General features: G+C 62.8%; 17 protein-coding genes and 1 riboswitch. Of the genes, 15 read left to right on the top strand and 2 right to left on the bottom strand.

Annotated features, from left to right (window positions below):
- Window positions 1-46: 46 nt before the first annotated feature.
- The 5 genes from metG to GC119_RS09850 all read left to right on the top strand — a co-directional run bounded on the left by metG (window position 47) and on the right by GC119_RS09850 (window position 7,279).
- Entirely contained in the window at window positions 47-1,627 is a 1,581-nt protein-coding gene (gene metG / locus GC119_RS09870) for a methionine--tRNA ligase (protein WP_151953047.1), read from the top strand.
- A gap of 5 nt (window positions 1,628-1,632) precedes the next feature.
- Complete coding sequence (locus GC119_RS09865; RefSeq protein ID WP_151953046.1) at window positions 1,633-2,562, top strand: TatD family hydrolase; 930 nt, start codon at window positions 1,633-1,635, stop codon at window positions 2,560-2,562.
- Window positions 2,563-2,851: 289 nt separating this feature from the next.
- On the top strand, window positions 2,852-3,145 hold the full coding sequence (gene groES, locus GC119_RS09860; protein ID WP_070574627.1) for a co-chaperone GroES: 294 nt from the start codon (window positions 2,852-2,854) through the stop codon (window positions 3,143-3,145).
- A 104-nt stretch (window positions 3,146-3,249) separates the two neighbouring features.
- On the top strand, window positions 3,250-4,836 hold the full coding sequence (gene groL / locus GC119_RS09855; RefSeq protein ID WP_070574625.1) for a chaperonin GroEL: 1,587 nt from the start codon (window positions 3,250-3,252) through the stop codon (window positions 4,834-4,836).
- Between the two features lie 349 nt (window positions 4,837-5,185).
- Window positions 5,186-7,279 (top strand): acyltransferase family protein, encoded by a 2,094-nt coding sequence (locus tag GC119_RS09850; protein ID WP_151953045.1) that lies wholly within the window; start codon window positions 5,186-5,188, stop codon window positions 7,277-7,279.
- An 85-nt stretch (window positions 7,280-7,364) separates the two neighbouring features.
- Here the strand turns inward: GC119_RS09850 and GC119_RS09845 are convergent, their stop codons facing one another.
- Complete coding sequence (locus GC119_RS09845; RefSeq protein ID WP_151953044.1) at window positions 7,365-8,696, bottom strand: AMP-binding protein; 1,332 nt, start codon at window positions 8,694-8,696, stop codon at window positions 7,365-7,367.
- Between the two features lie 157 nt (window positions 8,697-8,853).
- On the opposite strand from GC119_RS09845, the gene GC119_RS09840 reads away from it, so the two are divergent.
- Entirely contained in the window at window positions 8,854-9,894 is a 1,041-nt protein-coding gene (locus GC119_RS09840; RefSeq protein WP_151953043.1) for a pseudouridine synthase, read from the top strand.
- 6 nt (window positions 9,895-9,900) lie between these two features.
- Here the strand turns inward: GC119_RS09840 and GC119_RS09835 are convergent, their stop codons facing one another.
- A complete protein-coding gene (locus GC119_RS09835) occupies window positions 9,901-10,311 on the bottom strand; it encodes an HsmA family protein (RefSeq protein ID WP_070574616.1) in 411 nt (136 codons plus the stop codon).
- Window positions 10,312-10,505: 194 nt separating this feature from the next.
- Here GC119_RS09835 and guaB point away from each other — a divergent pair, with 194 nt between their 5' ends.
- From guaB to guaA, 9 genes are all read left to right on the top strand, one after another.
- Window positions 10,506-12,026, top strand: coding sequence for an IMP dehydrogenase (gene guaB / locus GC119_RS09830; protein WP_151953042.1), 1,521 nt, complete (start codon window positions 10,506-10,508; stop codon window positions 12,024-12,026).
- A gap of 191 nt (window positions 12,027-12,217) precedes the next feature.
- A riboswitch (TPP riboswitch) is annotated at window positions 12,218-12,311 on the top strand.
- Window positions 12,299-13,156, top strand: a complete 858-nt coding sequence (thiM, locus tag GC119_RS09825; RefSeq protein ID WP_151953041.1) for a hydroxyethylthiazole kinase — start codon at window positions 12,299-12,301, stop codon at window positions 13,154-13,156. (Overlaps the previous riboswitch by 13 nt.)
- Entirely contained in the window at window positions 13,153-13,851 is a 699-nt protein-coding gene (gene thiE / locus GC119_RS09820; RefSeq protein ID WP_151953040.1) for a thiamine phosphate synthase, read from the top strand. The genes thiM and thiE overlap by 4 nt, the downstream gene beginning before the upstream one ends.
- Window positions 13,848-14,747 (top strand): bifunctional hydroxymethylpyrimidine kinase/phosphomethylpyrimidine kinase, encoded by a 900-nt coding sequence (thiD, locus tag GC119_RS09815; RefSeq protein WP_151953039.1) that lies wholly within the window; start codon window positions 13,848-13,850, stop codon window positions 14,745-14,747. Before thiE ends, thiD begins: the two co-directional genes overlap by 4 nt.
- A 112-nt stretch (window positions 14,748-14,859) precedes the next feature.
- Complete coding sequence (locus GC119_RS09810) at window positions 14,860-15,633, top strand: TenA family protein (RefSeq protein WP_070574606.1); 774 nt, start codon at window positions 14,860-14,862, stop codon at window positions 15,631-15,633.
- A gap of 56 nt (window positions 15,634-15,689) precedes the next feature.
- Window positions 15,690-16,808, top strand: a complete 1,119-nt coding sequence (locus GC119_RS09805) for a GuaB3 family IMP dehydrogenase-related protein (RefSeq protein WP_151953038.1) — start codon at window positions 15,690-15,692, stop codon at window positions 16,806-16,808.
- A 23-nt stretch (window positions 16,809-16,831) separates the two neighbouring features.
- Window positions 16,832-17,671 (top strand): SURF1 family protein, encoded by an 840-nt coding sequence (locus tag GC119_RS09800; protein ID WP_226829398.1) that lies wholly within the window; start codon window positions 16,832-16,834, stop codon window positions 17,669-17,671.
- Window positions 17,668-18,147, top strand: a complete 480-nt coding sequence (locus tag GC119_RS09795) for a DUF3817 domain-containing protein (RefSeq protein WP_151953036.1) — start codon at window positions 17,668-17,670, stop codon at window positions 18,145-18,147. The genes GC119_RS09800 and GC119_RS09795 overlap by 4 nt, the downstream gene beginning before the upstream one ends.
- A gap of 50 nt (window positions 18,148-18,197) precedes the next feature.
- Complete coding sequence (gene guaA / locus GC119_RS09790) at window positions 18,198-19,787, top strand: glutamine-hydrolyzing GMP synthase (protein WP_151953035.1); 1,590 nt, start codon at window positions 18,198-18,200, stop codon at window positions 19,785-19,787.
- The last annotated feature ends 260 nt before the right edge of the window (window positions 19,788-20,047 follow it).

Genomic DNA, 20,047 nt, shown 5'->3' with positions numbered 1-20,047 from the left:
TGGGCGGCGCCTCGTGATGTCAGTGACCGCCCGTAGACTGTGCCACATGAGCTTCTATATGACCACGGCGATCGCCTACCCCAACGGCCAGCCGCACATCGGCCACGCCTACGAATACATCGCAGCGGACACGATCGCGCGGTTCAAGCGCCTGGACGGCGAAAACACGTTCTTCATGACCGGCACTGACGAACACGGTCTGAAAATGCAGCAGACCGCCCAAAAAGAGGGCATCAGCACCCGCGAACTCGCCGATCGCAACGCCGCGAAATTCCAGAAGCTCCACGACGACCTCAACTGCAGCTACGACCGCTTCATCCGCACAACGGACGAAGACCACCTCAAGGCCAGTCAGTTCATCTGGCAGAAGATGGTCGATGCCGGGGACATCTACCTGGACAAATACTCCGGCTGGTACTCGGTGCGGGACGAGGCCTACTACGCTGACGACGAAACCACGCTGCGCGAAGACGGCACCCGCGTTTCCATCAGCACCGACACGGAAGTCGAATGGACAGAGGAAGAGTCCTACTTCTTCCGCCTGTCGGCCTACCAGGACAAACTGCTTAAACTCTACGAAGAGCACCCCGAATACGTCGGCCCGGACAGCCGCCGCAACGAAGTCATCGGCTTTGTGTCACAGGGGCTGCAGGACCTCTCGATTTCGCGCACGACCTTCGACTGGGGCGTGCCGGTTCCAGGCGATGACAAGCACGTCATGTACGTGTGGGTCGACGCGCTGACCAACTACCTCACCGGCGTGGGCTACCCGGATGTCGAATCTGAGTCGTTCCGCGAATTCTGGCCGGCTGATGTACACATCATCGGCAAAGACATCCTGCGCTTCCACTCGGTCTACTGGCCGGCATTCCTCATGAGCGCGGGCCTCGAACTGCCCAAGCGCGTCCACGCCCACGGCTTCCTGTTCAACAAGGGCGAAAAGATGTCCAAGTCGATCGGCAATGTGGTCGACCCCTATGACCTCATCGACAGCTTCGGACTCGATACCCTGCGCTACTTTGTGCTGCGGGAGATCTCCTACGGTCAGGACGGCTCCTATTCCGCCGAAGGCATCATTTCGCGCAAGAACGCTGACCTCGCCAATGAATACGGCAATCTGGCGCAGCGCTCGCTGTCCATGGTCGCCAAAAACCTCGGCGGGACTGTGCCGGACGTTTCCGACGACGAATTCACTGACGACGACCGCGAACTTCTGAACGCGGCCGAGGCCCTGCTGAACAAGGCCCGTTCGGAAGTGCAGCTGCAGGAACTCCACCGCTATGTGGGCGCCCTGTGGCGGGTGCTCGAAGCCGCCAACCGCTATTTCTCCGCGCAGGAACCGTGGAAGCTGCGCAAAACCGACGAGCGCCGCATGGCGGTAGTTCTCTACACGACTCTCGAAGTCCTGCGCCGAGTCACCATTCTGGTTCAGCCGGTCATGCCCGAATCCGCGTCCAAAGTGCTCGACCTTCTGGGTGTGGAAACCGGCACGGCAGAAGCTGGTGCGCACAATATCGAAGCCGATGACCCGCGCAGCTTCGCAGCTTTGGATGTGCGCTTGAGCGGCGGCACCGAACTGCCCAAGCCCGAACCCGTATTTCCCAAATACACAGAACCGGAGGACTGATAGGCGTGGCCTCACGCGCAGCGGGGGAGTACCCGGAAGTACCGGAACGTCTGGCGACACCCGGTGTTGACACCCACACCCACCTGGACATCTGCACCGGCGTGCGCCTGCCGCTGAAAGCAGGCGAAGTCATCGCAGAAGACGTCCAACCCGGCGAAGACGAAGAGTTTCCGCCGATGTCGTTCTTCTACGAATCCGCCATGGCCGCCGGCATCGAACGCGTAGTCCAGATTGGCTGCAACCTGCCGGCCGCCCGCTGGACGGCCGACACCGTGGCCTCCGAAGCTGCCGCTGGAAGGCCGTGGCTGCTGGGCGGGGTTGCACTGCATCCGAACGAAGCGCCGACGTTGGCCCGCGCGGGCCAACTGGACGAAGCCCTGGCGGAAATCGACGAACTCGCAGGCCGTGAGCGCGTGCGAGTTGTCGGGGAAACCGGACTCGACTACTTCCGCACCGACGCATCGGACAGTGCGGATATTCAGGCACAGAAAGAATCGTTCCGCGCGCACATCGAAATCGCCAAGCGCCGCGGTCTGGCACTGCAGATCCACGACCGCGAGGCACACAGTGACGTTCTGGACACCCTTGCTGAAGTCGGGGCGCCAGAGGTCACCATCCTCCACTGCTTCTCCGGCGATGTTGCGATGGCCCAAGAGTGCGCTCGCCGCGGATACTTCATGTCCTTTGCTGGAAACATCACGTTCAAAAACGCCGACGGGCTGCGCGAAGCCGCAGCGGTCGTGCCAGATGAACTCCTGCTGACTGAAACCGATGCGCCGTTCCTTACGCCTCACCCGCACCGCGGCAAGCCCGGCGGGCCGTATCTCGCGGCACTCAACGCGCGCAAGCTGGCCGAAGTGCGCGGAGTCACCGAAGAGCACATTGCGAACGTCACCACCGCCAATGCTCTGCGGGCAATCGGGGAGTGGTCCTGACTGACAGCGGTTAGCACTCGGCTTGACCGAGTGCCAGGGGCGGACTACAGTCTGAATTAGCACCTGAGTGGTGCGAGTGCTAATCGCTGAACAGTGAGCTGAGCACAGGGCTCAGCCGGAAACCTCAGCACACCGCACTCGTCAAGGACCGTTCCCGCCGGCACCCGCGACGACGGCAGGAAACAGACCAAAGCGGGCGGCGCCTCGTCAGAAGACAGCGCCCCAGCTGTCCCCTCCGCTCAAGTTGACCACAGCAACCTTCATACAACTGATCGAAGGAGTTTCCTCCATGTCGGTGAACATCAAGCCGCTTGAAGACCGGATCGTCGTCCGTCAGGTCGAAGCCGAGCAGACCACTGCCTCCGGCCTCGTCATCCCGGACACCGCCAAGGAAAAGCCGCAGGAAGGCGAAGTCGTCGCAGTCGGACCCGGACGCGTTGCCGAAAACGGCACCCGCGTGCCCGTCGACGTTGAAGTCGGCGACAAAGTCATCTACTCCAAGTACGGCGGCACCGAAGTCAAGTACGCAGGCGAAGAGTACCTGGTGCTCTCGGCTCGCGATGTCCTCGCAGTCATCGCCTGATCACTTCCGCACCAACAGCAGCTGCCGTTCCCTAGAGGCAGAGCCCGCCCCACGGGCAAGGCGCTCACCCAATAGGCAAAGGCTTACAGAAAGAGAAGTGAACCATGGCTAAGACCCTTCTGTTCGACGACGAAGCCCGCAAGGCACTCGAAAAGGGCGTCAACGTCCTGGCCGACACCGTCAAGGTGACGCTGGGACCCAAGGGCCGCAACGTCGTCCTCGACAAGGCGTGGGGCGCACCCACCATCACCAACGACGGTGTGACCATCGCCCGCGAAGTCGAACTCAACGACTCCTACGAAAACCTCGGTGCCCAGCTGGCCAAGGAAGTCGCCACCAAGACCAATGACGTCGCAGGTGACGGCACCACCACAGCAACCGTACTGGCACAGGCGCTCGTGTCCGAAGGCCTGCGCAACGTGGCCGCCGGCGCAGCCCCCGGCCAGCTCAAAGCCGGTATCGAAGCCGCAGTCGAAGCCGTCGAGGCCCGCCTGCGCGAAAACGCCCGCGAAGTGTCCGGATCTGAGGAAATCGCACACGTCGCAGCACTGTCGGCACAGTCGGAGGAAATCGGCGAACTGATCGCCGAGGCCTTCGAAAAGGTCGGCAAGGACGGCGTCATCACCATCGACGAATCGCAGGCCTCCGCGGTCGAACTCGAATTCACCGAGGGCATGCAGTTCGACAAGGGCTACCTGTCGCCGTACTTCATCACCGATGCAGACCGCCAGGAAGCTGTTCTTGAGGACCCCTACATCCTCATCAACCAGGGCAAGATCTCGAACATCCAGGACCTCCTCCCGGTGCTCGAAAAGGTCCAGCAGGCATCCAAGCCGCTGTTGATCATTGCCGAAGACGTCGAAGGCGAAGCCCTGTCGACGCTGGTTGTCAACAAGATGCGCGGCATCCTCAACGTTGCCGCCGTCAAGGCTCCCGGCTTCGGCGACCGCCGCAAGGCAATCCTGGAAGACCTCGCAGTCCTCACCGGCGGCGAAGTCATCACGCCCGACATGGGCATGAAGCTCGAACAGGCCACCCTCGAACAGCTCGGCACCGCACGCACCGTCACCGTGACCAAGGACAACACCACGGTCGTCAACGGCGGCGGAGCAGACGAAGCTGTTGCCGGACGCGTCGCCCAGATCCGCGCAGAGGTCGAAAAGACCGATTCCGAATGGGACCGCGAAAAGCTGCAGGAGCGCCTGGCTAAGCTGGCCGGCGGCGTTGCCGTCATCAAGGTCGGAGCAGCCACCGAAGTTGAGCTCAAGGAGCGCAAGCACCGCGTCGAAGACGCAGTTGCGGCTACGCGCGCAGCCATCGAAGAGGGCATCGTCGCCGGCGGCGGCACCGCACTCGTGCACGCATCCGCTGCTGCCGAAGGCCTCGGCCTGGAAGGCGACGCAGCCACCGGCGCGGAGATTGTTCGCCGCGCTGTGCGCCAGCCGCTTCGCTGGATTGCCGAAAACGCCGGACAGGACGGCTTCGTCGTCGTGTCCAAGGTCGAAGAACTCGACCTCGGCGAGGGCTACAACGCAGCAACCGGCGAATACGGCGACCTCATCGGCAAGGGCATCATCGACCCGGTCAAGGTCACCCGTTCGGCACTGCGCAATGCAGCATCGATCGCAGCCCTGGTTCTCACCACCGAATCGCTCGTGGTCGAGAAGCAGGAAGAAGACGAAGACGACTGAGCGTCTAGCTGAGGATTGGCTTATTGCCTGAGTTTGAGGCTCAGGCTCAGCGCCTGAGCCGTCTGGATTTGGGTGTGCCCACCCTTTAGCAACAGAAACTCCCGTTAGCCGGACTGCTAACGGGAGTTTCTGTTGCTAAAGGGAGTCCTTGTGCGCAGGGCGCGGGTGACTCAGAAAAACGAGGTGGATCTCAGCTGCCAGAGGAACTTACCCCTTGCCGAAACCCTGAGTTCACGTTCCTGACACTCGTAGTCGGAATACTGAGCGAATTGGCTTTCAGCCGTACGAAAATCGAGCATGCTCCGGCCAGCATGCTGTGCACGTTGAGTCGAGATGAAAGTTCGCTGTAGTGAGTACGCCGGTGCGAGTATCTTCGATGTTGGGTGTTCCCGAACGCAGATTTCGTCCAGAGCTTCACGGTGTTCGCGGGCTTGCGCTGCTGGGTGTTGTGCTCTTCCACCTTTTCGGCCAAGGGCGAGTCTCCGGTGGCATTGACATATTTCTTGCGGTTACCGGTTTTCTCTTTGTCAGCATGCTGGTGCGGGAGTTCACCGCCGATGGCCAGGTCAACCTGACGCAATACTTCGGCAGACTGTACAGGCGAATCTTCATACCCGCAGCCCTCGTCATCGGCATTACGGCAGCCTTCGCATACTTCATCCTGCCCAAAACCGCTCACCGTCAGGCATTTGCTGAGGCGCGCGCCTCGCTTCTGTACTTTGAGAACTTCGAGCTCATCCGCTCGCAGTTGGCCTACGGGGCAGCGGGGCCGCAGACGTCGCTGTACCAACATTTTTGGTCACTGTCAGTACAGGGACAGTTCTATGCTGTGCTGCCTGTCTTCTTCGTCGCAGTGGCGATTTCTGCCGGCACAGTCCGGGGGATGCGCTTTGTCCGGGCGATCGCCCTGGCCCTCAGCGGTGTTCTGATCATCTCACTGCTGTGGGCGGCCATCCAGGGCTTCTATGCCCAGGACAAGGCCTATCTGTCGACCTGGACCAGGCTTTGGGAGTTCGCGTTCGGCGGTCTTGCTGCTCTTGTCCTTGACCGGATCCGTGTGCGCAGCAGCTGGCGCCTGCCAGCCGGGTGGATTGGCCTTGCAATGATCGCCACAACTGGATTTGTGTTCGACGGCGGCCAGGTGTTTCCCGGACCCTTGGCTCTGTGGCCGCTGTTCGGCTGGCTGCTCGTGATGGTTTCTGGGGACCTCAGCGGTACGCCCGCAGATCGGTTCTCGGCTTCGAGGTTCCTGAAGTCGCCCACGGTGCGCTGGTTTGCTGACCGGTCCTATGGCATCTACCTGTGGCACTGGCCGGTTCTCATCTTCTACCTGAACATAAGAGACCGATCCGCCGTCGGCATTAAGGGCGCGGCCCTTGTCTTCTTCATCACCTTGGTTCTCGCGGCAGCAACCTATCGGTCTGTCGAGCTGCGCCTGGCGCCGCGGTCGACTTCGCGCATAGGCACGATCTTCAAACGCAACAAGACCATGATCCCGGCAGGAGCAGCGGCAATGCTTGTCGGGGCGCTTGTCATCACCCCTTTGGCCCATTCCAACGGTGAAGTCCGGACCGCATATGAAGACCTGAACCAGGACGTATACCCCGGGGCACACATCGCCTTTTGGGAGGACGACCGCGATCTTCCGGAGGCAGACATGGTTCCGATGCCAGAAGAGGCACGAGACTTCAAGTCCCCGTATTTCGATCAGGGCTGTGAGCAGAGCTCGGGCGATGACCCGGGCACGGATGTTGTATTGGTCTGTGAGGACGAAGGTGCGCCGTCGCAGCCCACGGCGACGATTGTTCTGACCGGCGGGTCATTCGGCGGCCACTGGGAGACGACGTTCAAAAGCCTGGCACGCAAATACGGCTGGGAAGTCATCGTGCTGGATAAGGGCGGCTGCCCGCTCGGCGGAGAACTGTCTCCAGACTCAATGTGCGGACGATACAACGAAAATCTTGTGGAATGGCTCGCCGCCAACGACGTCGACTTGGTGGTTGCGTCGGGATCCCGCACGGATGAAGCGCAGCATGAAGAGTACATTCTTGATCGCGCCCCGTACTGGTGGAAGCAGATCACCGAGACCGACACGCAGCTGATGCTCATGCGCGCTGCACCCAAGGACAGCAACCTCGACATCCCCCGATGCTTGTCCGACGGCGGAACATCGCAGGAATGCGGCATACCGAAGAAGTGGCTGAAAGAAGATCCGCAGACGGATCTTCCCGACGGCGCCTATTCGCTGGACATGAAGGAATACGTTTGTCCCGCCGTCAACGATCCACAAGCCGACAACTGCGATGCGATTGTGGGCAACATCCTGACCAGCTACGACCACGGCCACTTCACGGCGCCGTTTGCGCGTTCCCTGGCGGACGGACTGGAAAAGGAAATGCGGCAGGACTTCGGCTGGCTGATGCAGCAGAGCAGCGCCACCTGACAGCAGCGGCCGGGTGCAGGCAGTCTGCCGCTTGCACCCGGCCCTGACCGTGAAACACCTGGGCGTGAGCCAATCGGTCTGCGCCTCAGTCCACGTGAATTCGCCCTTCGCCGTCGAGGTGGGCTGTCACTCCGGTGCGCAGCCATTCGCCGTCAAGCGAATCGGCGGTTGCAAGCGGATTGCGCCAGAAGCTCTTCAGCAGGCCGGGACCGCGCAGCTGCAGCTCACCGTGCGAAGCCGAGACCTCTCCAGAGGCCGAACGCTCGTCGTCCCCCGCCGCCGCTGTATCCCCACCGGAAGCAGCAGCCGAGTCCCGGGCTTCCACCTCGTCAGGGGAGGCTCCGCCCATGGCGGTGCCGGAGCCTTCAACAATTCGAACGTCAATGCCGGTTCCCTGTTCGGCGGTGCCCACAGCTCCGGGAGCCTTCACAATGTCCTGAGCCGTGATCAGCAGACCGACACCCGCGGCAGCACCGGGGGAGTACAGGCCATAGAAGTGCTTAGCCCGATAGGCGCGCGCAATTTCAGCACCCACTCGCGGTGACGACACGGTGCCGAGCACAAAAATCCGCTCAATGTCACCCGGCGCAAAACCAGCAGAGGTCGCCCCCGGCAGAGTTGCAAGAAGCGCCGCTTCCGTGCCGGTGACCACCGTCGAACCGGCCTTCTGCACGAGTGCTGCCGTCGAGGCCGGCTTGGGATCAGCCGACAGCACCACCGCGGCACCCAACGACAGCGGAGTGAGAATCGAGGTGTGCAAGGCCGCGGGATTCCACAGGGGAGAGGCAGTCTGCACCACGTCGTAGCCGTCGATTCCCATGGCGTGTGCAACAGCAGGCTGCGCTTCGGCAAGGCCGGCGTGCGTGAACACCGCGCCGCGCGGAATTCCGTCAACAAGGTCAATGTACTGAATAAGCGCGGTCGCGGCGTCTTCGTATTCAGCTTCCGTGTACGGGTCGACAGCGTCGATGGTCGTTTCGAAAACAGTGCTGCCAAAACGACCGGTTCCACCGCGACCATCTGCCTGCCGAACACGACCGGCGTCGGACACAATCCACTCGATGCCCAGGTCAACGCGTTTGGCGGCTTTCCACAGTTCGGCGGACACAAGAGCAACTTCAATGCCCGCGTGGCTGATGACTGCTTCGAGGTCACCCGAATCCATCTTCGGGTTCAGGGGAACGGGAATCGCCCCGAGGTACCACGCGCCGAACAGCGTATATGCGGCTGAAGCGCTGTTGAGGGTCATCACGCCGATCCGATCACCGGGAAACACCTGGTGAGCGGCGAGCACCGCGGCCGCCCGCCGCGCCCTATCGTCCAGCTGCGCGTAGGTCACGCGCTCTGTCGGAGTGACCAGTGCGATACGGTCCCCATGGTCGGAAACAACGTTCTGCAGCATGGTGGTGAGCTTCACAGCTTCTCCTGTCGATAAAATTCCGGCCCGGTCGACTTTATCGCGAATACGCTGAATTCGGCGGGTTTTCTTATTTCAAATGGATTGCAAAATCGCGGTGTCACCAGGCCGAACCTTGTCCATCCCACACCCGCCCCGAGACTGCATGGAGGTTGTGATGCGAAGCCCTCTTCCTCCTCGTGAGGGGATCAGCGCAAACCGCCTGCGTGCTCCCGGCGGGAACCAGACCTCCGCAAAAGCCCACCTGCCGGTGCCGAAGACCGTTCACGCGTGGCTGGCTCAGGAATTCCCCGACCACTCTCCGCAGGAGCGCACCTGGCTGACCGAACACCCCGACGGCGGATGCCTGACAGATGAAACCGGCCGCCCAGTCGGCCCGGAAGATCCCGTCATTCCCGGCGGCTTCTACTTCTTCCACCGGCCGGTTCCGCACGAAGATCCCGTCCCCTTTGACCTCACCGTCCTCTATGAAGATCGCGACATCGTGGTGGTCGACAAACCGCATTTCCTCGCTTCGACCCCCAACGGCCGCTTTGTGCGCCAGTCGGCGGTGACTCGCCTGCGCGTTGAGCTGAACGAACCTGATTTGGTTGCCGTTCACCGGCTAGACCGCGTGACCGCAGGCCTGCTGCTGTTCTCACGGCGCCGCGAAACCCGAGGCGCCTACCAGGTTCTCTTCCAAAACCGCCGCGTGCACAAGACCTACCGCGCGCTCGCCTGGCTGCCGCCCGACTTCGACCCTGAGACCCTGCCTGCCGTCCGCCGCACCCGCCTGCACAAAACCAAGGGCGAGCGCCAAGTGGTCGAACTGCCCGGGAACCCCAACACCGAAACCCGCCTGCGGTTCGAGGGCATCCGCGGCTGGGCTGCCCGCAGGCTTCCGCCGGAATCGGCACCCCTCGTAGGGCCGAAAGCCTCGACGCCGGCTCACGAGGCGGAGCTCACCTCGATCGGAGAGTTCGCCTTGGAGCCGGTCACCGGGAAGACCCACCAGCTGCGCGTACACCTCAACGGGCTGGGCGTCCCGATGGTGGGTGATCCCGTCTACCCGGCCGATTGGGCACCGGACCCGTACGATTTCTCCGACCCGCTGCAGCTGGTGGCAGACGGGCTGCGCTTTGCCGATCCGCTCAGCGGGAAGGAACGGGAGTTCCAGTCGAACTTCCCGCTCACGCTGCCGGAGGGGCCGGCTCGGTGAATGTGCTCAGGCGACCATTGAGGACACCATGCCTGTCAGGTAGGGGACCAGCCAGATGGCCCACACAGTGACAGAGAATCTGTGGAAGACGGCCTTGGCCCGCTGGGTGCCCTTGATCATCACGATGAGAGCCCAGAAGAAGTGCACTGCCATGAGGATGAGCGCGATCAGGCCGGTGATCGCCATGGTGATCGACAGAATCTGGGCGAGAGAACCATCGGGTGCGTTCGACATTGTCGATGCGCCGGCGGCAGCAATGCGGCGCATCACCTCGGTCCCTGACGCATCGAAGAGCAGACCCATTCCGAACAGGGCCACGTGCGGCCAGGTGAGGGTCTTCTTCAGACGCTCGGCCCACACGCCGATCGTGTAGAAGACCAGTGCCAGTGAAATGAGGACAATCGCAAGAATCAGCATGCCTTCAGCTTGGCGTGCTCAATTCTTCGGCACATCGCGCAGAAAGCTGAATTCGGGGTCATACTTTCGGCTGATTCTGCGCTTCACCCGCATCGGGAAGACCAGCGCGAACCCCTTAGGATAGGTTCATAAAAACACCGCGGATGTCATGCGAATGGCACGCGGTTATGGTCTCTACCGGAGGAAGGGTTCTCTTGCCAGAGGTTCACCAGCATTTCAAAGACGCAGAAGATCCGTTTTCGCTTACCGGTCTGACCTATGACGACGTCCTGCTGCTGCCGGGAGACACAGACGTCATCCCGTCGGAGGCCACAACGAAAACTCGCCTGACGCGCGAACTCGACATTGCGGTTCCGCTGGTCTCAGCCGCTATGGACACCGTGACGGAATCCCGCATGGCAATCGCCATGGCCCGCTTCGGCGGTGTGGGAATCATTCACCGCAACCTGTCGAAAGAAGATCAGGCCGCTCAGGTCGACTATGTGAAGCGCTCGGAATCGGGAATGATCACCGATCCGGTGACGATCACTGCTGAAAAGTCACTCGAAGAGCTTGACCACATGTGCGGTCAGTACCGCATTTCCGGCCTTCCGGTGGTTGATGATGACAACACTCTCGTGGGCATCATCACCAACCGCGACCTCCGCTTTGTGCCGCGCACTGACTTCGCCACCACCACGGTCGGCGAAATCATGACGAAGATGCCGCTTATCACCGCTCCCCACAATGTGTCCGCCGAAAAGGCCTACGAACTGCTGGCGGAGCACAAGATCGAAAAGCTTCCGCTGGTTGACGAGAACAACAAGATCCAGGGCCTTATAACGGTCAAGGACTTCGTCAAGCGCGACGAATACCCCAACGCCTCAAAGGACGGCGAAGGCCGCCTGCTCGTGGGTGCTGCGGTCGGCTTCTACGGCGATGCTTTTGAGCGGGCGGGTCTGCTGGCCGAAGCAGGTGTGGACGTCCTGGTGGTCGACACCGCCAATGGCCACGCCCGCGGTGTGACCGACATGATCACGTCGCTCAAAAAGGATCCGGCGTTTAAGGACGTGCAGGTCATCGGCGGCAATGTGGCCACCCGCGCGGGAGCTCAGGCGCTCATCGACGCCGGGGCTGACGCCATCAAGGTGGGTGTGGGCCCGGGCTCCATCTGCACCACGCGCATTGTCGCCGGTGTGGGTGTCCCGCAGGTCACCGCAATCAACCTGGCCTACCAGGCTGCCCGCGAAGCCGGTGTGCCGGTCATCGGCGATGGCGGCCTGCAGTATTCGGGCGACATCGGCAAGGCTCTTGTCGCCGGTGCCGATTCGGTCATGCTCGGTTCGCTGCTGGCAGGCTGTGAGGAAAGCCCCGGCGAACTCATCCTGGTCAACGGCAAGCAGTACAAGGCATACCGCGGTATGGGCTCACTTGGGGCTATGGCTCCGCGCAAGGGACGCTCCTATTCCAAAGACCGCTACTTCCAGGCCGATGTCGTCACCGACACCGACCTTGTGCCCGAAGGCATTGAGGGCCGCGTTTCCTACCGCGGTCCGCTGCGCCAGGTGGCCTATCAGCTCACGGGCGGCCTGCGCCAGACCATGTTCTACGTGGGTGCGCGCTCCATTGCCGAACTGAAGGCCAAGGGCCAGTTCGTGCGCCTGACCACGGCGGGTCTGAAGGAAAGCCACCCGCACGACATTCAGATCACCCAGGAAGCCCCCAACTACCACTGATCCGCCGCAGCCGATCCGGCTGTCTGTGATCGTCTTCTGTGCGCCCGTGCCTATGGCCGGGCGCACAGCTGTCTGCTCACGAGGCGGAGGTCGCGGCCGCCGGGCCCGCTGCGCTGGTCTGCGGTACAGGATTGGGTCTGCGTCGTGGGCTTGCGCTGTCGGTCTGTGTCAGGGGTGGGTGTTAGGGTGAGCGAAGTGACACGGGGTGCCGCCACGCGGCGGCTGAGATTAACCCGTTGAACCTGTGTGGTTAGGACCAGCGAAGGGATGTCATGGAACTCAAAGACTATGCGGGCGCACTGCTTGAAACTCTGCGGCAGCGCACGCCGCTCGTGCAGTGCATTGTGAACACGGTCGTTCAGCAGTTCGCCGCAAATGTGCTTTTGGCGGCAGGTGCCAGCCCCGCCATGATCGATCATGAAGCCGACGCTGCAGACTTCGCCGAAATCGCAGACGGCCTGCTCATCAACTTCGGCACACCAACATCGCACCAGTACCTGTCAGCTGACGGTGCCATCGACACTTTCGCTCAGTCCGGCAAACCGTGGGTGCTCGACCCCGTGGGCTTTGGGATTTCCGCGCACCGCACCTCCAGGATTATGCGCGCTCTGAACAGCGGCCCGGCCATTGTGCGCGGCAATGCCTCCGAAATCATCGGCCTGGCCCAGCAGTCCGGCAGCGCCCGCGGAACCGACTCAACGCACTCAGTCGACGACGCCCTGGCAGCCGCGGCAAGCCTCGCCCAGGCCGGCATTGTCGCCGCCGTTTCTGGGGAGTCTGACGCCATTGTGTTCGCCGACGACTCCGCAACCCACACCGTGACGATCACAGGCGGCAGTCCCTATATGCCCAGCGTCATCGGCACCGGGTGCTCGCTCGGAGCGCTTACCGCCGCCTACGCCGCGACAGCTGCCCACACCCGGCAGACACAGGACCTCAGCCCCCGGGTGAGAACAGGCATGGCCGCGGCAGCAGCGCACCTGCACTTCACCTCGGCCGCCCAGGCAGCCCACACACAAGCCAGCGGACCCGGAACATTCGCCGCGCACTTCCTCGATGGCCTGCACGCCGTGGGGCCAGACGACCTGGCCCGCATTGAGACCGCGTGGACAACGGGAGGAACCGCATGAGCGCACCACTGGACCGCCTGTCCGACTACCGCACCGACCTCTACCTGGTCACTGACACCGCCATGGCCGAAAGCGCCGGGCGCACGGTGGCCGAGACCGTCGCCCAGGCAGTTGCCGGGGGAGTGGGCATCGTGCAGGTGCGCGATAAGCACATTGACGACGCAGGCTTCGAAAAGCTCACCCTGAGCGTGCTCGATGCCGTTGAGCGCGCACGCGCTGAGCACAGCATCAAAACTGACGTCCCCGTCTTCGTCAATGACCGCGTCGATGTCGCAGCCCGCCTTCTGGAGCGCGGCAGAAAAGTCCACGTGCACGTGGGTCAAGGCGACATGTCGGCAGACGATGTGCGCCAGCGCATCGGTGCGGAACCGCTGCTGGGTGTTTCAGCCCAGGAGCCCGAACACTTTGCGCGCGCTCGAAGCCAGAACGTCGATCTGGTCGGCATCGGGCCGGTGTACGCCACCCAGACCAAAGAGACCGGACGCAGTGCCATCGGCCCGGAAGGTTTCCGCGACCGCGCCGGAAAAGCGGGCCTGCCCGCATTTGCCATCGGCGGGATCAAAGACCACAACGCCGCAGCGCTGCGCGGTACGGGTGCCGCGGGAATCTGCGTTGTGTCAGCCATCATGACCGCAACAAACCCGGCCGGAGCAGCCCGGGACATTCTGGCGGCCTACACAGGAGAAAGCTTATGACCGCAGCAGACCATCGTCCTCCCGTCGCCGTCACCATCGCCGGCACCGACCCTTCCGGCGGTGCGGGAATCCAGGCGGATCTGAAAACCTTCACGGCTCGCGGCGCATATGGAGCCAGCATCATCACGGCCCTCGTAGCGCAGAACACCCACGGAGTCAGCCGCATCTACGAGATCGACCACGACTTCGTAATCGACCAGTTCGATTCGGTCGTCGATGACATCCACGTTGACGCGAGCAAATCCGGCATGCTAGGCACACCGGAACTCGTGCAGACCACGGCAGACTATGCGGCGGCCGGCAGACTGGGCTTTTTGGTGGTCGACCCCGTCATGGTCGCAACCTCCGGCCACCGACTGCTGGCAGAGAGCGCAATCGACGCGGTGCGCACTGCTCTGCTGCCGCAAGCCGGTCTCATCACTCCCAACCTGCCTGAAGCAGCACTCCTGCTGGGGGATGAACAAGACGAAGCCGGCACTCCCGCACAGATGCGTGAACAGGCCGCCCGCCTGCTGAAAATGGGGCCGAGGGCCGTGCTTCTCAAAGGCGGGCACGCAGCAGACTCCATCGTCACAGACATCCTCGCGGTTGCCGAAGGCGACGACATCGCGTGGCGCGAATTCAGCCACCCGCGCGTCTTTTCGGCCAACACCCACGGCACCGGCTGCACGCTTTCGGCGGCCATAGCCGCAGAGGTCGCCCACCGCAGGCACGCCCTGGAGGCTGCGGGAGAAGACCCTGCGGGCGCTTCGAGCGGGGAGGCGCTGGGGGATGCCGTCGGTGCGGCACTTGACTACCTGGCCCGCGCCATCGGCAGCGCAGCCGACTGGCAGCTGTCGCTGAACTCCGACGGTGCCCACGGGCCGGTCGACCACATTGTCGACATCACCCGCTGAGCGCAGAGCACTGAACGCTGCAGCAGTGTCCGCACAGTGCTGAGCACATCAGCGCACCCCTGCAATAGACCGAAGCGGAACAACGACCGCAAAACGACTGTCAGGAGACACAATGAGCGAATTCATCGCAGGCCCCCACAGCCGTGAACTCTGGGAACACGTGGCCCCCATCATCAACGACATCGAAGCCCTGCCCTTCATCGAACAGCTCTCGGACGGCAGCCTCGACCCGAAGGTCTTCGTCCACTACCTGCTGCAGGACGAGGTCTACCTGGACGGCTACGGCCGGGCAATGGCCCAGCTGTCGAGCAAGTCCTCCCGCAACGACGACATGGAGTTCTGGGCAGGAGCGACATCAGAAGCCGTTGTTGCCGAAAACGAACTCCACGAAGCCGTCTTCGCAGACGAGGGCTTCGCCCCGCTGGTCAGGGAAATCCAGCAGGAAACCGCGCAGGCTCGCGGTCTGCGCCACGGTGAGCGCGGCTCGGACGAAGGCCGTGACGCCGAAACCGTCATCGCCAGTCCCACTTCCCTGGGCTACGTGTCATTCCTCATGGCCACAGCCGCACTGCGCCCCTACGAGGTGGGTGTCGCCGGTGTGCTGCCGTGCTTCTGGGTGTACGCCCACATCGGCAAGGTGCTCATGAAGAAAGCCGGATCCAACCTCGACGGGCACCCCTTCGCTTCGTGGATCACCATGTACGACAGCCCCGAATTCGACGAAGCCACCCGCGGAGCCGTTGCGATCCTCGAACGCGAAATGGAACAGGCCACCCCGGTAATGCGCGCCGAAATGAAGGCCGTGTTCGAACAGGCCAGCCTGTACGAACTGCACTTCTGGGCCAGCGCCCACGTCTACGAGGACTGGACGACGCCGAAGCCCTGATTGACGAGGTGCCGCCCACCCGCACCGCGTCAGTGCGCTGGGATAAGCTGGGATACGTGAGCACAGAGTTGGAAATCGGCCGCGGAAAGCGCGGACGCAGGGCCTATTCACTAGACGACGTAGCGGTTATCCCCTCGCGGCGCACCCGCGATCCCCGGGATGTTTCACTCCACTGGCAGATCGACGCCTTCCAGTTCGACCTGCCCTACCTTGCCGCACCCATGGACTCTGTCGTCAGCCCGACAACAGCCATTGCTCTGGGCCGACTCGGCATGCTCGGTGTGCTCGACCTCGAAGGTCTGTGGACTCGCTACGAAGACCCCCAGCCGCTGCTTGACGAAATCGCAGGTCTCGACGACCAGCGCGCCACCGAGCGCATGCAGGAGATCTACCGCGAACCCATCAAGGCCGAACTCATCACGGCCCGCCTGGCGCAGATCCGCGAAGCCGGTGTGACCGTTGCCGGTGCGCTCACACCGCAGCGGACCCAGGAGTTTTACCAGACCGTCGTCGACGCCGGGGTTGACCTTTTCGTCATCCGCGGCACCACGGTCTCCGCCGAACACGTGTCCAACACAACCGACCCGCTCAACCTCAAACAGTTCATCTACGAACTCGACGTCCCCGTGATCGTCGGCGGTGTCAGCGCCTACACACCTGCCCTGCACCTCATGCGCACCGGTGCCGCCGGGGTGCTGGTGGGCTTCGGAGGCGGTGCAGCATCCACCACCCGCCACACTCTCGGCATTCAGGTGCCCATGGCCACGGCAATCGCCGACGTCCAGGCTGCCCGCCGCGACTACATGGACGAATCCGGCGGCCGCTACGTGCACGTGATCGCCGACGGCGGACTGGGCTCCACCGGTTCGATCGTCAAGGCCTTCGCCATGGGCGCTGACGCCGTCATGCTCGGCTCAGCCCTGTCCCGGGCCGAAGAAGCCCCCGGTCAGGGCTTCCACTGGGGTGCAGAAGCCCACCACCCGGAACTCCCGCGCGGCCGCCGCGTGCACATGGGCACCGTCGCACCACTGGAGCAGCTCATCCACGGGCCGGGCCACTCCGCAGTGGGCGAAGTCAACCTCGCCGGTGCCCTCCGCCGCGCCCTTGCCACGACGGGCTACACGGACCTCAAATCCTTCCAGCGCGTCAACGTGGTCGTCGACGCCGAAAGCTGAGGGGCGCCGTGCTTCGTCTTGCCTTGAAACCCAGATGGCTGGGATTCCTGGCGCTCGTTCTGCTGCTGGTCACCGCTTTCGTCACGCTTTCTGCATGGCAGATTGACCGCGCCCAGTCCAAAAGCCAGCAGGCCGACAACCCCGAACTGGCGGTGGCGAAGCCCTTCAACGACATCATGCAAGCCCAGGGGCCCATGCCGGGCTACCTGGCCGACCAGCGGGTCACCATCAGCGGGCACTTCCTGCCAGACCAGCAGATCATCATCGACGACCGCTACCTGAACCGCGTCAAGGGCTACTGGGTCGTCACCATGTTCGCCCCTGACGACCCGCAGTTCTCCCAGGACGCAGACACCGACGAACTCGAATCCAAACCCGTCGCCATCCCGGTGGTGCGCGGATGGACAGAAGACCTCGAAACGGCCAAGGCAAGCACCGCCTCGGACGCGGAAGTCACACTTGACGCCCGCATCGCCCCCATTGAAGGCCCCCTGGACACAAAGGGCCTGCCCGAAGGCGTAGTCCGGTCCGTTTCAACCTCACAGCTTGTCAACCTGTTCGACGTCTACACCTACTCCGCGTTCCTCTTCCCGCAGGAGAATCCGGAAGTCGGCATCGGCGGCGACCAGCTGTCCTATGTTCCCTACCAGGAACCGCAGGATGCGGGCTTTGACCTCCAATCGGCGTTCTACGCGGTCGAATGGATCGTGTTCGCAGTCTTCGCCGTGTACATCTGGTTCCGATTGCTGCGCGACGAATACAATTCTCTCCGCCGGGAAGAACAGGGACCCGTTGAATACGTGGTGGTCAAAGACGCCGGCGAAAAGATGCCCCGCACTCGAACGAACGGAGACGACCAGTGAGCCAGGATCCCCAGAACGGCGGCGACCCTCTGGACCGCCGTCCCGACTTCAACGAGGACGACCCCAATGCGGTGTTCACCCTCAACCGCTGGCAGTCCGCCCGCAATGCACTGCGGTTCTACCGGATCATGGCGATCATCACCGGCGTCATGCTGCTGATCCTGACGGTCGAAATGATCTTCAAGTACCTCATCTGGGGGCTCATGATGGGCGGCGACCCCTCCGAAGCGCTGACCTTCGGCAGCTTCAACGCCGCCGCAGCCGTCGCCATTGCACACGGCTGGTGCTACGTGGCCTACCTGATCGTGTGCTTCTGGCTGAACTCGCAGATGAAGTGGGGGCTGAAGAACCTCATCATCTTGGCCCTGGCCGGGGTTGTTCCGGTCATGTCGTTCATCGTCGAAGCGAAAATCCACCGCCGCGGTGAAAAAGAACTCGACGACGCTGTCGTCGTCGCACCGAAATCAGCCCTCTGACCACCGTCTGCACCAGCAGAATCAGCTCTGCGAAGGCTTAGGATAGAAGCATGACCCAGACCCCCGAAACCGGTACGGACGCTCGCCCCGTCCTCGTCGTCGACTTCGGTGCGCAGACCGCGCAGCTGATCGCACGTCGTGTACGCGAAGCCGGGCTCTTCTCCGAAATCATTGCCCACACCGCAAGCGCTGACGAATTCGCGGCCAAGAATCCGGTCGCCATCGTGCTTTCGGGCGGACCTTCATCCGTCAACGCAGAAGACGCCCTGTCCATTGACGCGGAGGTGTTCAACCTCGGCGTTCCCATGCTGGGCATATGCTACGGCTTCCAGACCATGGTGCAGGCACTCGGCGGTCGTGTGGCCCGCACCGGGGCCAGTGAGTACGGATCGACGGCACTCGAAGTGACAGAAGAAGGGGCTCTGCTGTCCGGCCTGCCCGCAGCGCAGACCGTCTGGATGTCCCACCGCGACTCCGCTGAAACCGCACCCGAGGGCTTCACGGTCCTAGCCAGCACAGCCGGGGCTCCCATCGCCGCAATAGAAGACAGCGAGCGTCGTTTTGCCGGGGTGCAGTGGCACCCGGAAGTCATGCACAGCGAATACGGCAAGCAGACCATCGAGAACTTCTTGTTCAAGGTCGCCGGCCTCAGTGCGGACTGGTCGGCTGACTCGATCATCGACGAACAGGTTGCCCGCATCCGCGAACAGATCGGCACCAAGAAGGTCATCTGCGGTCTGTCCGGCGGCGTTGACTCCGCGGTCGCCGCAGCTCTCGTCCACCGCGCCGTGGGCGATCAGCTGACCTGCGTTTTCGTCGATCACGGCCTGCTGCGCAAAAACGAACGCGAACAGGTCGAACAGGACTACGTGGCAGCGACCGGCGTTCGACTGGTGACAGTCGACGCTTCGCAGAAGTTCCTGGGCGAACTCGACGGTGTTGAAGATCCCGAACGCAAGCGCAAGATCATCGGCCGCGAATTCATCCGCACCTTTGAACAGACCGCGGCTGAACTCGTTGCAGAATCGCGCGAAGGCGACGGCGAAAACATCGAATTCCTGGTGCAGGGAACCCTGTATCCGGACGTTGTCGAATCCGGTGGGGGATCGGGCACCGCGAACATCAAGAGCCACCACAACGTCGGCGGTCTGCCGGAGGACCTCCAGTTCGAACTCGTCGAACCGCTGCGCGCGCTGTTCAAGGACGAAGTTCGGGCCGTCGGCCGCGAACTCGGTCTGCCGGAAGTGATCGTTGCCCGTCAGCCGTTCCCCGGCCCCGGCCTGGCCATCCGCATTGTCGGGGCGGTCAGCGAAGAGCGCCTGAGCATTCTGCGCGAAGCCGATGCGATTGCCCGCGAAGAACTCACCGCCGCCGGCCTTGACAACACCATCTGGCAGTGCCCCGTTGTGCTGCTGGCAGACGTCCGCTCCGTCGGTGTTGCCGGTGACGGCCGCACCTATGGCCACCCCGTTGTGCTGCGTCCCGTTTCGAGCGAAGATGCCATGACCGCAGACTGGACCCGCGTGCCCTACGACACGCTGTCGAAGATCTCCAACCGGATCACCAACGAAGTCGACGAGATTAACCGCGTCGTCCTCGACATCACCTCGAAGCCTCCGGGCACCATCGAATGGGAGTGAGCGGGGTGTAGCCCTTCCACTCAGAACACTGCGCCGACAAGCGAATGCTTGTCGGCGCAGTTGCGTTTAGGCGCGGGTGCGGCCTGACCTGGCCAGCTGCTGGCGCCTCTTGCCAAGAACAACACCCGTTAGCTGTAGTTCCTCGGGAGGTTGTGAACGGGATTTGAGGTCAGAGAAGACCCCCGGTATCGAGGTGGGTAACGACACGCACCCTGACCCGGAGGTCTTCCATGACACACCGTAACGCCCCGATGACCATC

Source organism: Brevibacterium sp. Marseille-P9724 (genome assembly GCF_902500275.1).
In the GTDB taxonomy this organism is placed as follows: Bacteria; Actinomycetota; Actinomycetes; order Actinomycetales; family Brevibacteriaceae; genus Brevibacterium.
This window is presented reverse-complemented; position numbering and strand designations above follow the sequence as displayed.

What these genes read in the sequence shown, in the direction of transcription:
- metG (WP_151953047.1), top strand. Translation starts at nt 47, where the DNA reads ATGAGCTTCTATATGACCACGGCGATCGCCTACCCCAACGGCCAGCCG.
- groES (WP_070574627.1), top strand. Translation starts at nt 2,852, where the DNA reads ATGTCGGTGAACATCAAGCCGCTTGAAGACCGGATCGTCGTCCGTCAG.
- groL (WP_070574625.1), top strand. Translation starts at nt 3,250, where the DNA reads ATGGCTAAGACCCTTCTGTTCGACGACGAAGCCCGCAAGGCACTCGAA.
- GC119_RS09840 (WP_151953043.1), top strand. Translation starts at nt 8,854, where the DNA reads ATGCGAAGCCCTCTTCCTCCTCGTGAGGGGATCAGCGCAAACCGCCTG.
- GC119_RS09835 (WP_070574616.1), bottom strand. Translation starts at nt 10,311, where the DNA reads ATGCTGATTCTTGCGATTGTCCTCATTTCACTGGCACTGGTCTTCTAC.
- thiM (WP_151953041.1), top strand. Translation starts at nt 12,299, where the DNA reads ATGGAACTCAAAGACTATGCGGGCGCACTGCTTGAAACTCTGCGGCAG.
- thiE (WP_151953040.1), top strand. Translation starts at nt 13,153, where the DNA reads ATGAGCGCACCACTGGACCGCCTGTCCGACTACCGCACCGACCTCTAC.
- thiD (WP_151953039.1), top strand. Translation starts at nt 13,848, where the DNA reads ATGACCGCAGCAGACCATCGTCCTCCCGTCGCCGTCACCATCGCCGGC.
- GC119_RS09810 (WP_070574606.1), top strand. Translation starts at nt 14,860, where the DNA reads ATGAGCGAATTCATCGCAGGCCCCCACAGCCGTGAACTCTGGGAACAC.
- guaA (WP_151953035.1), top strand. Translation starts at nt 18,198, where the DNA reads ATGACCCAGACCCCCGAAACCGGTACGGACGCTCGCCCCGTCCTCGTC.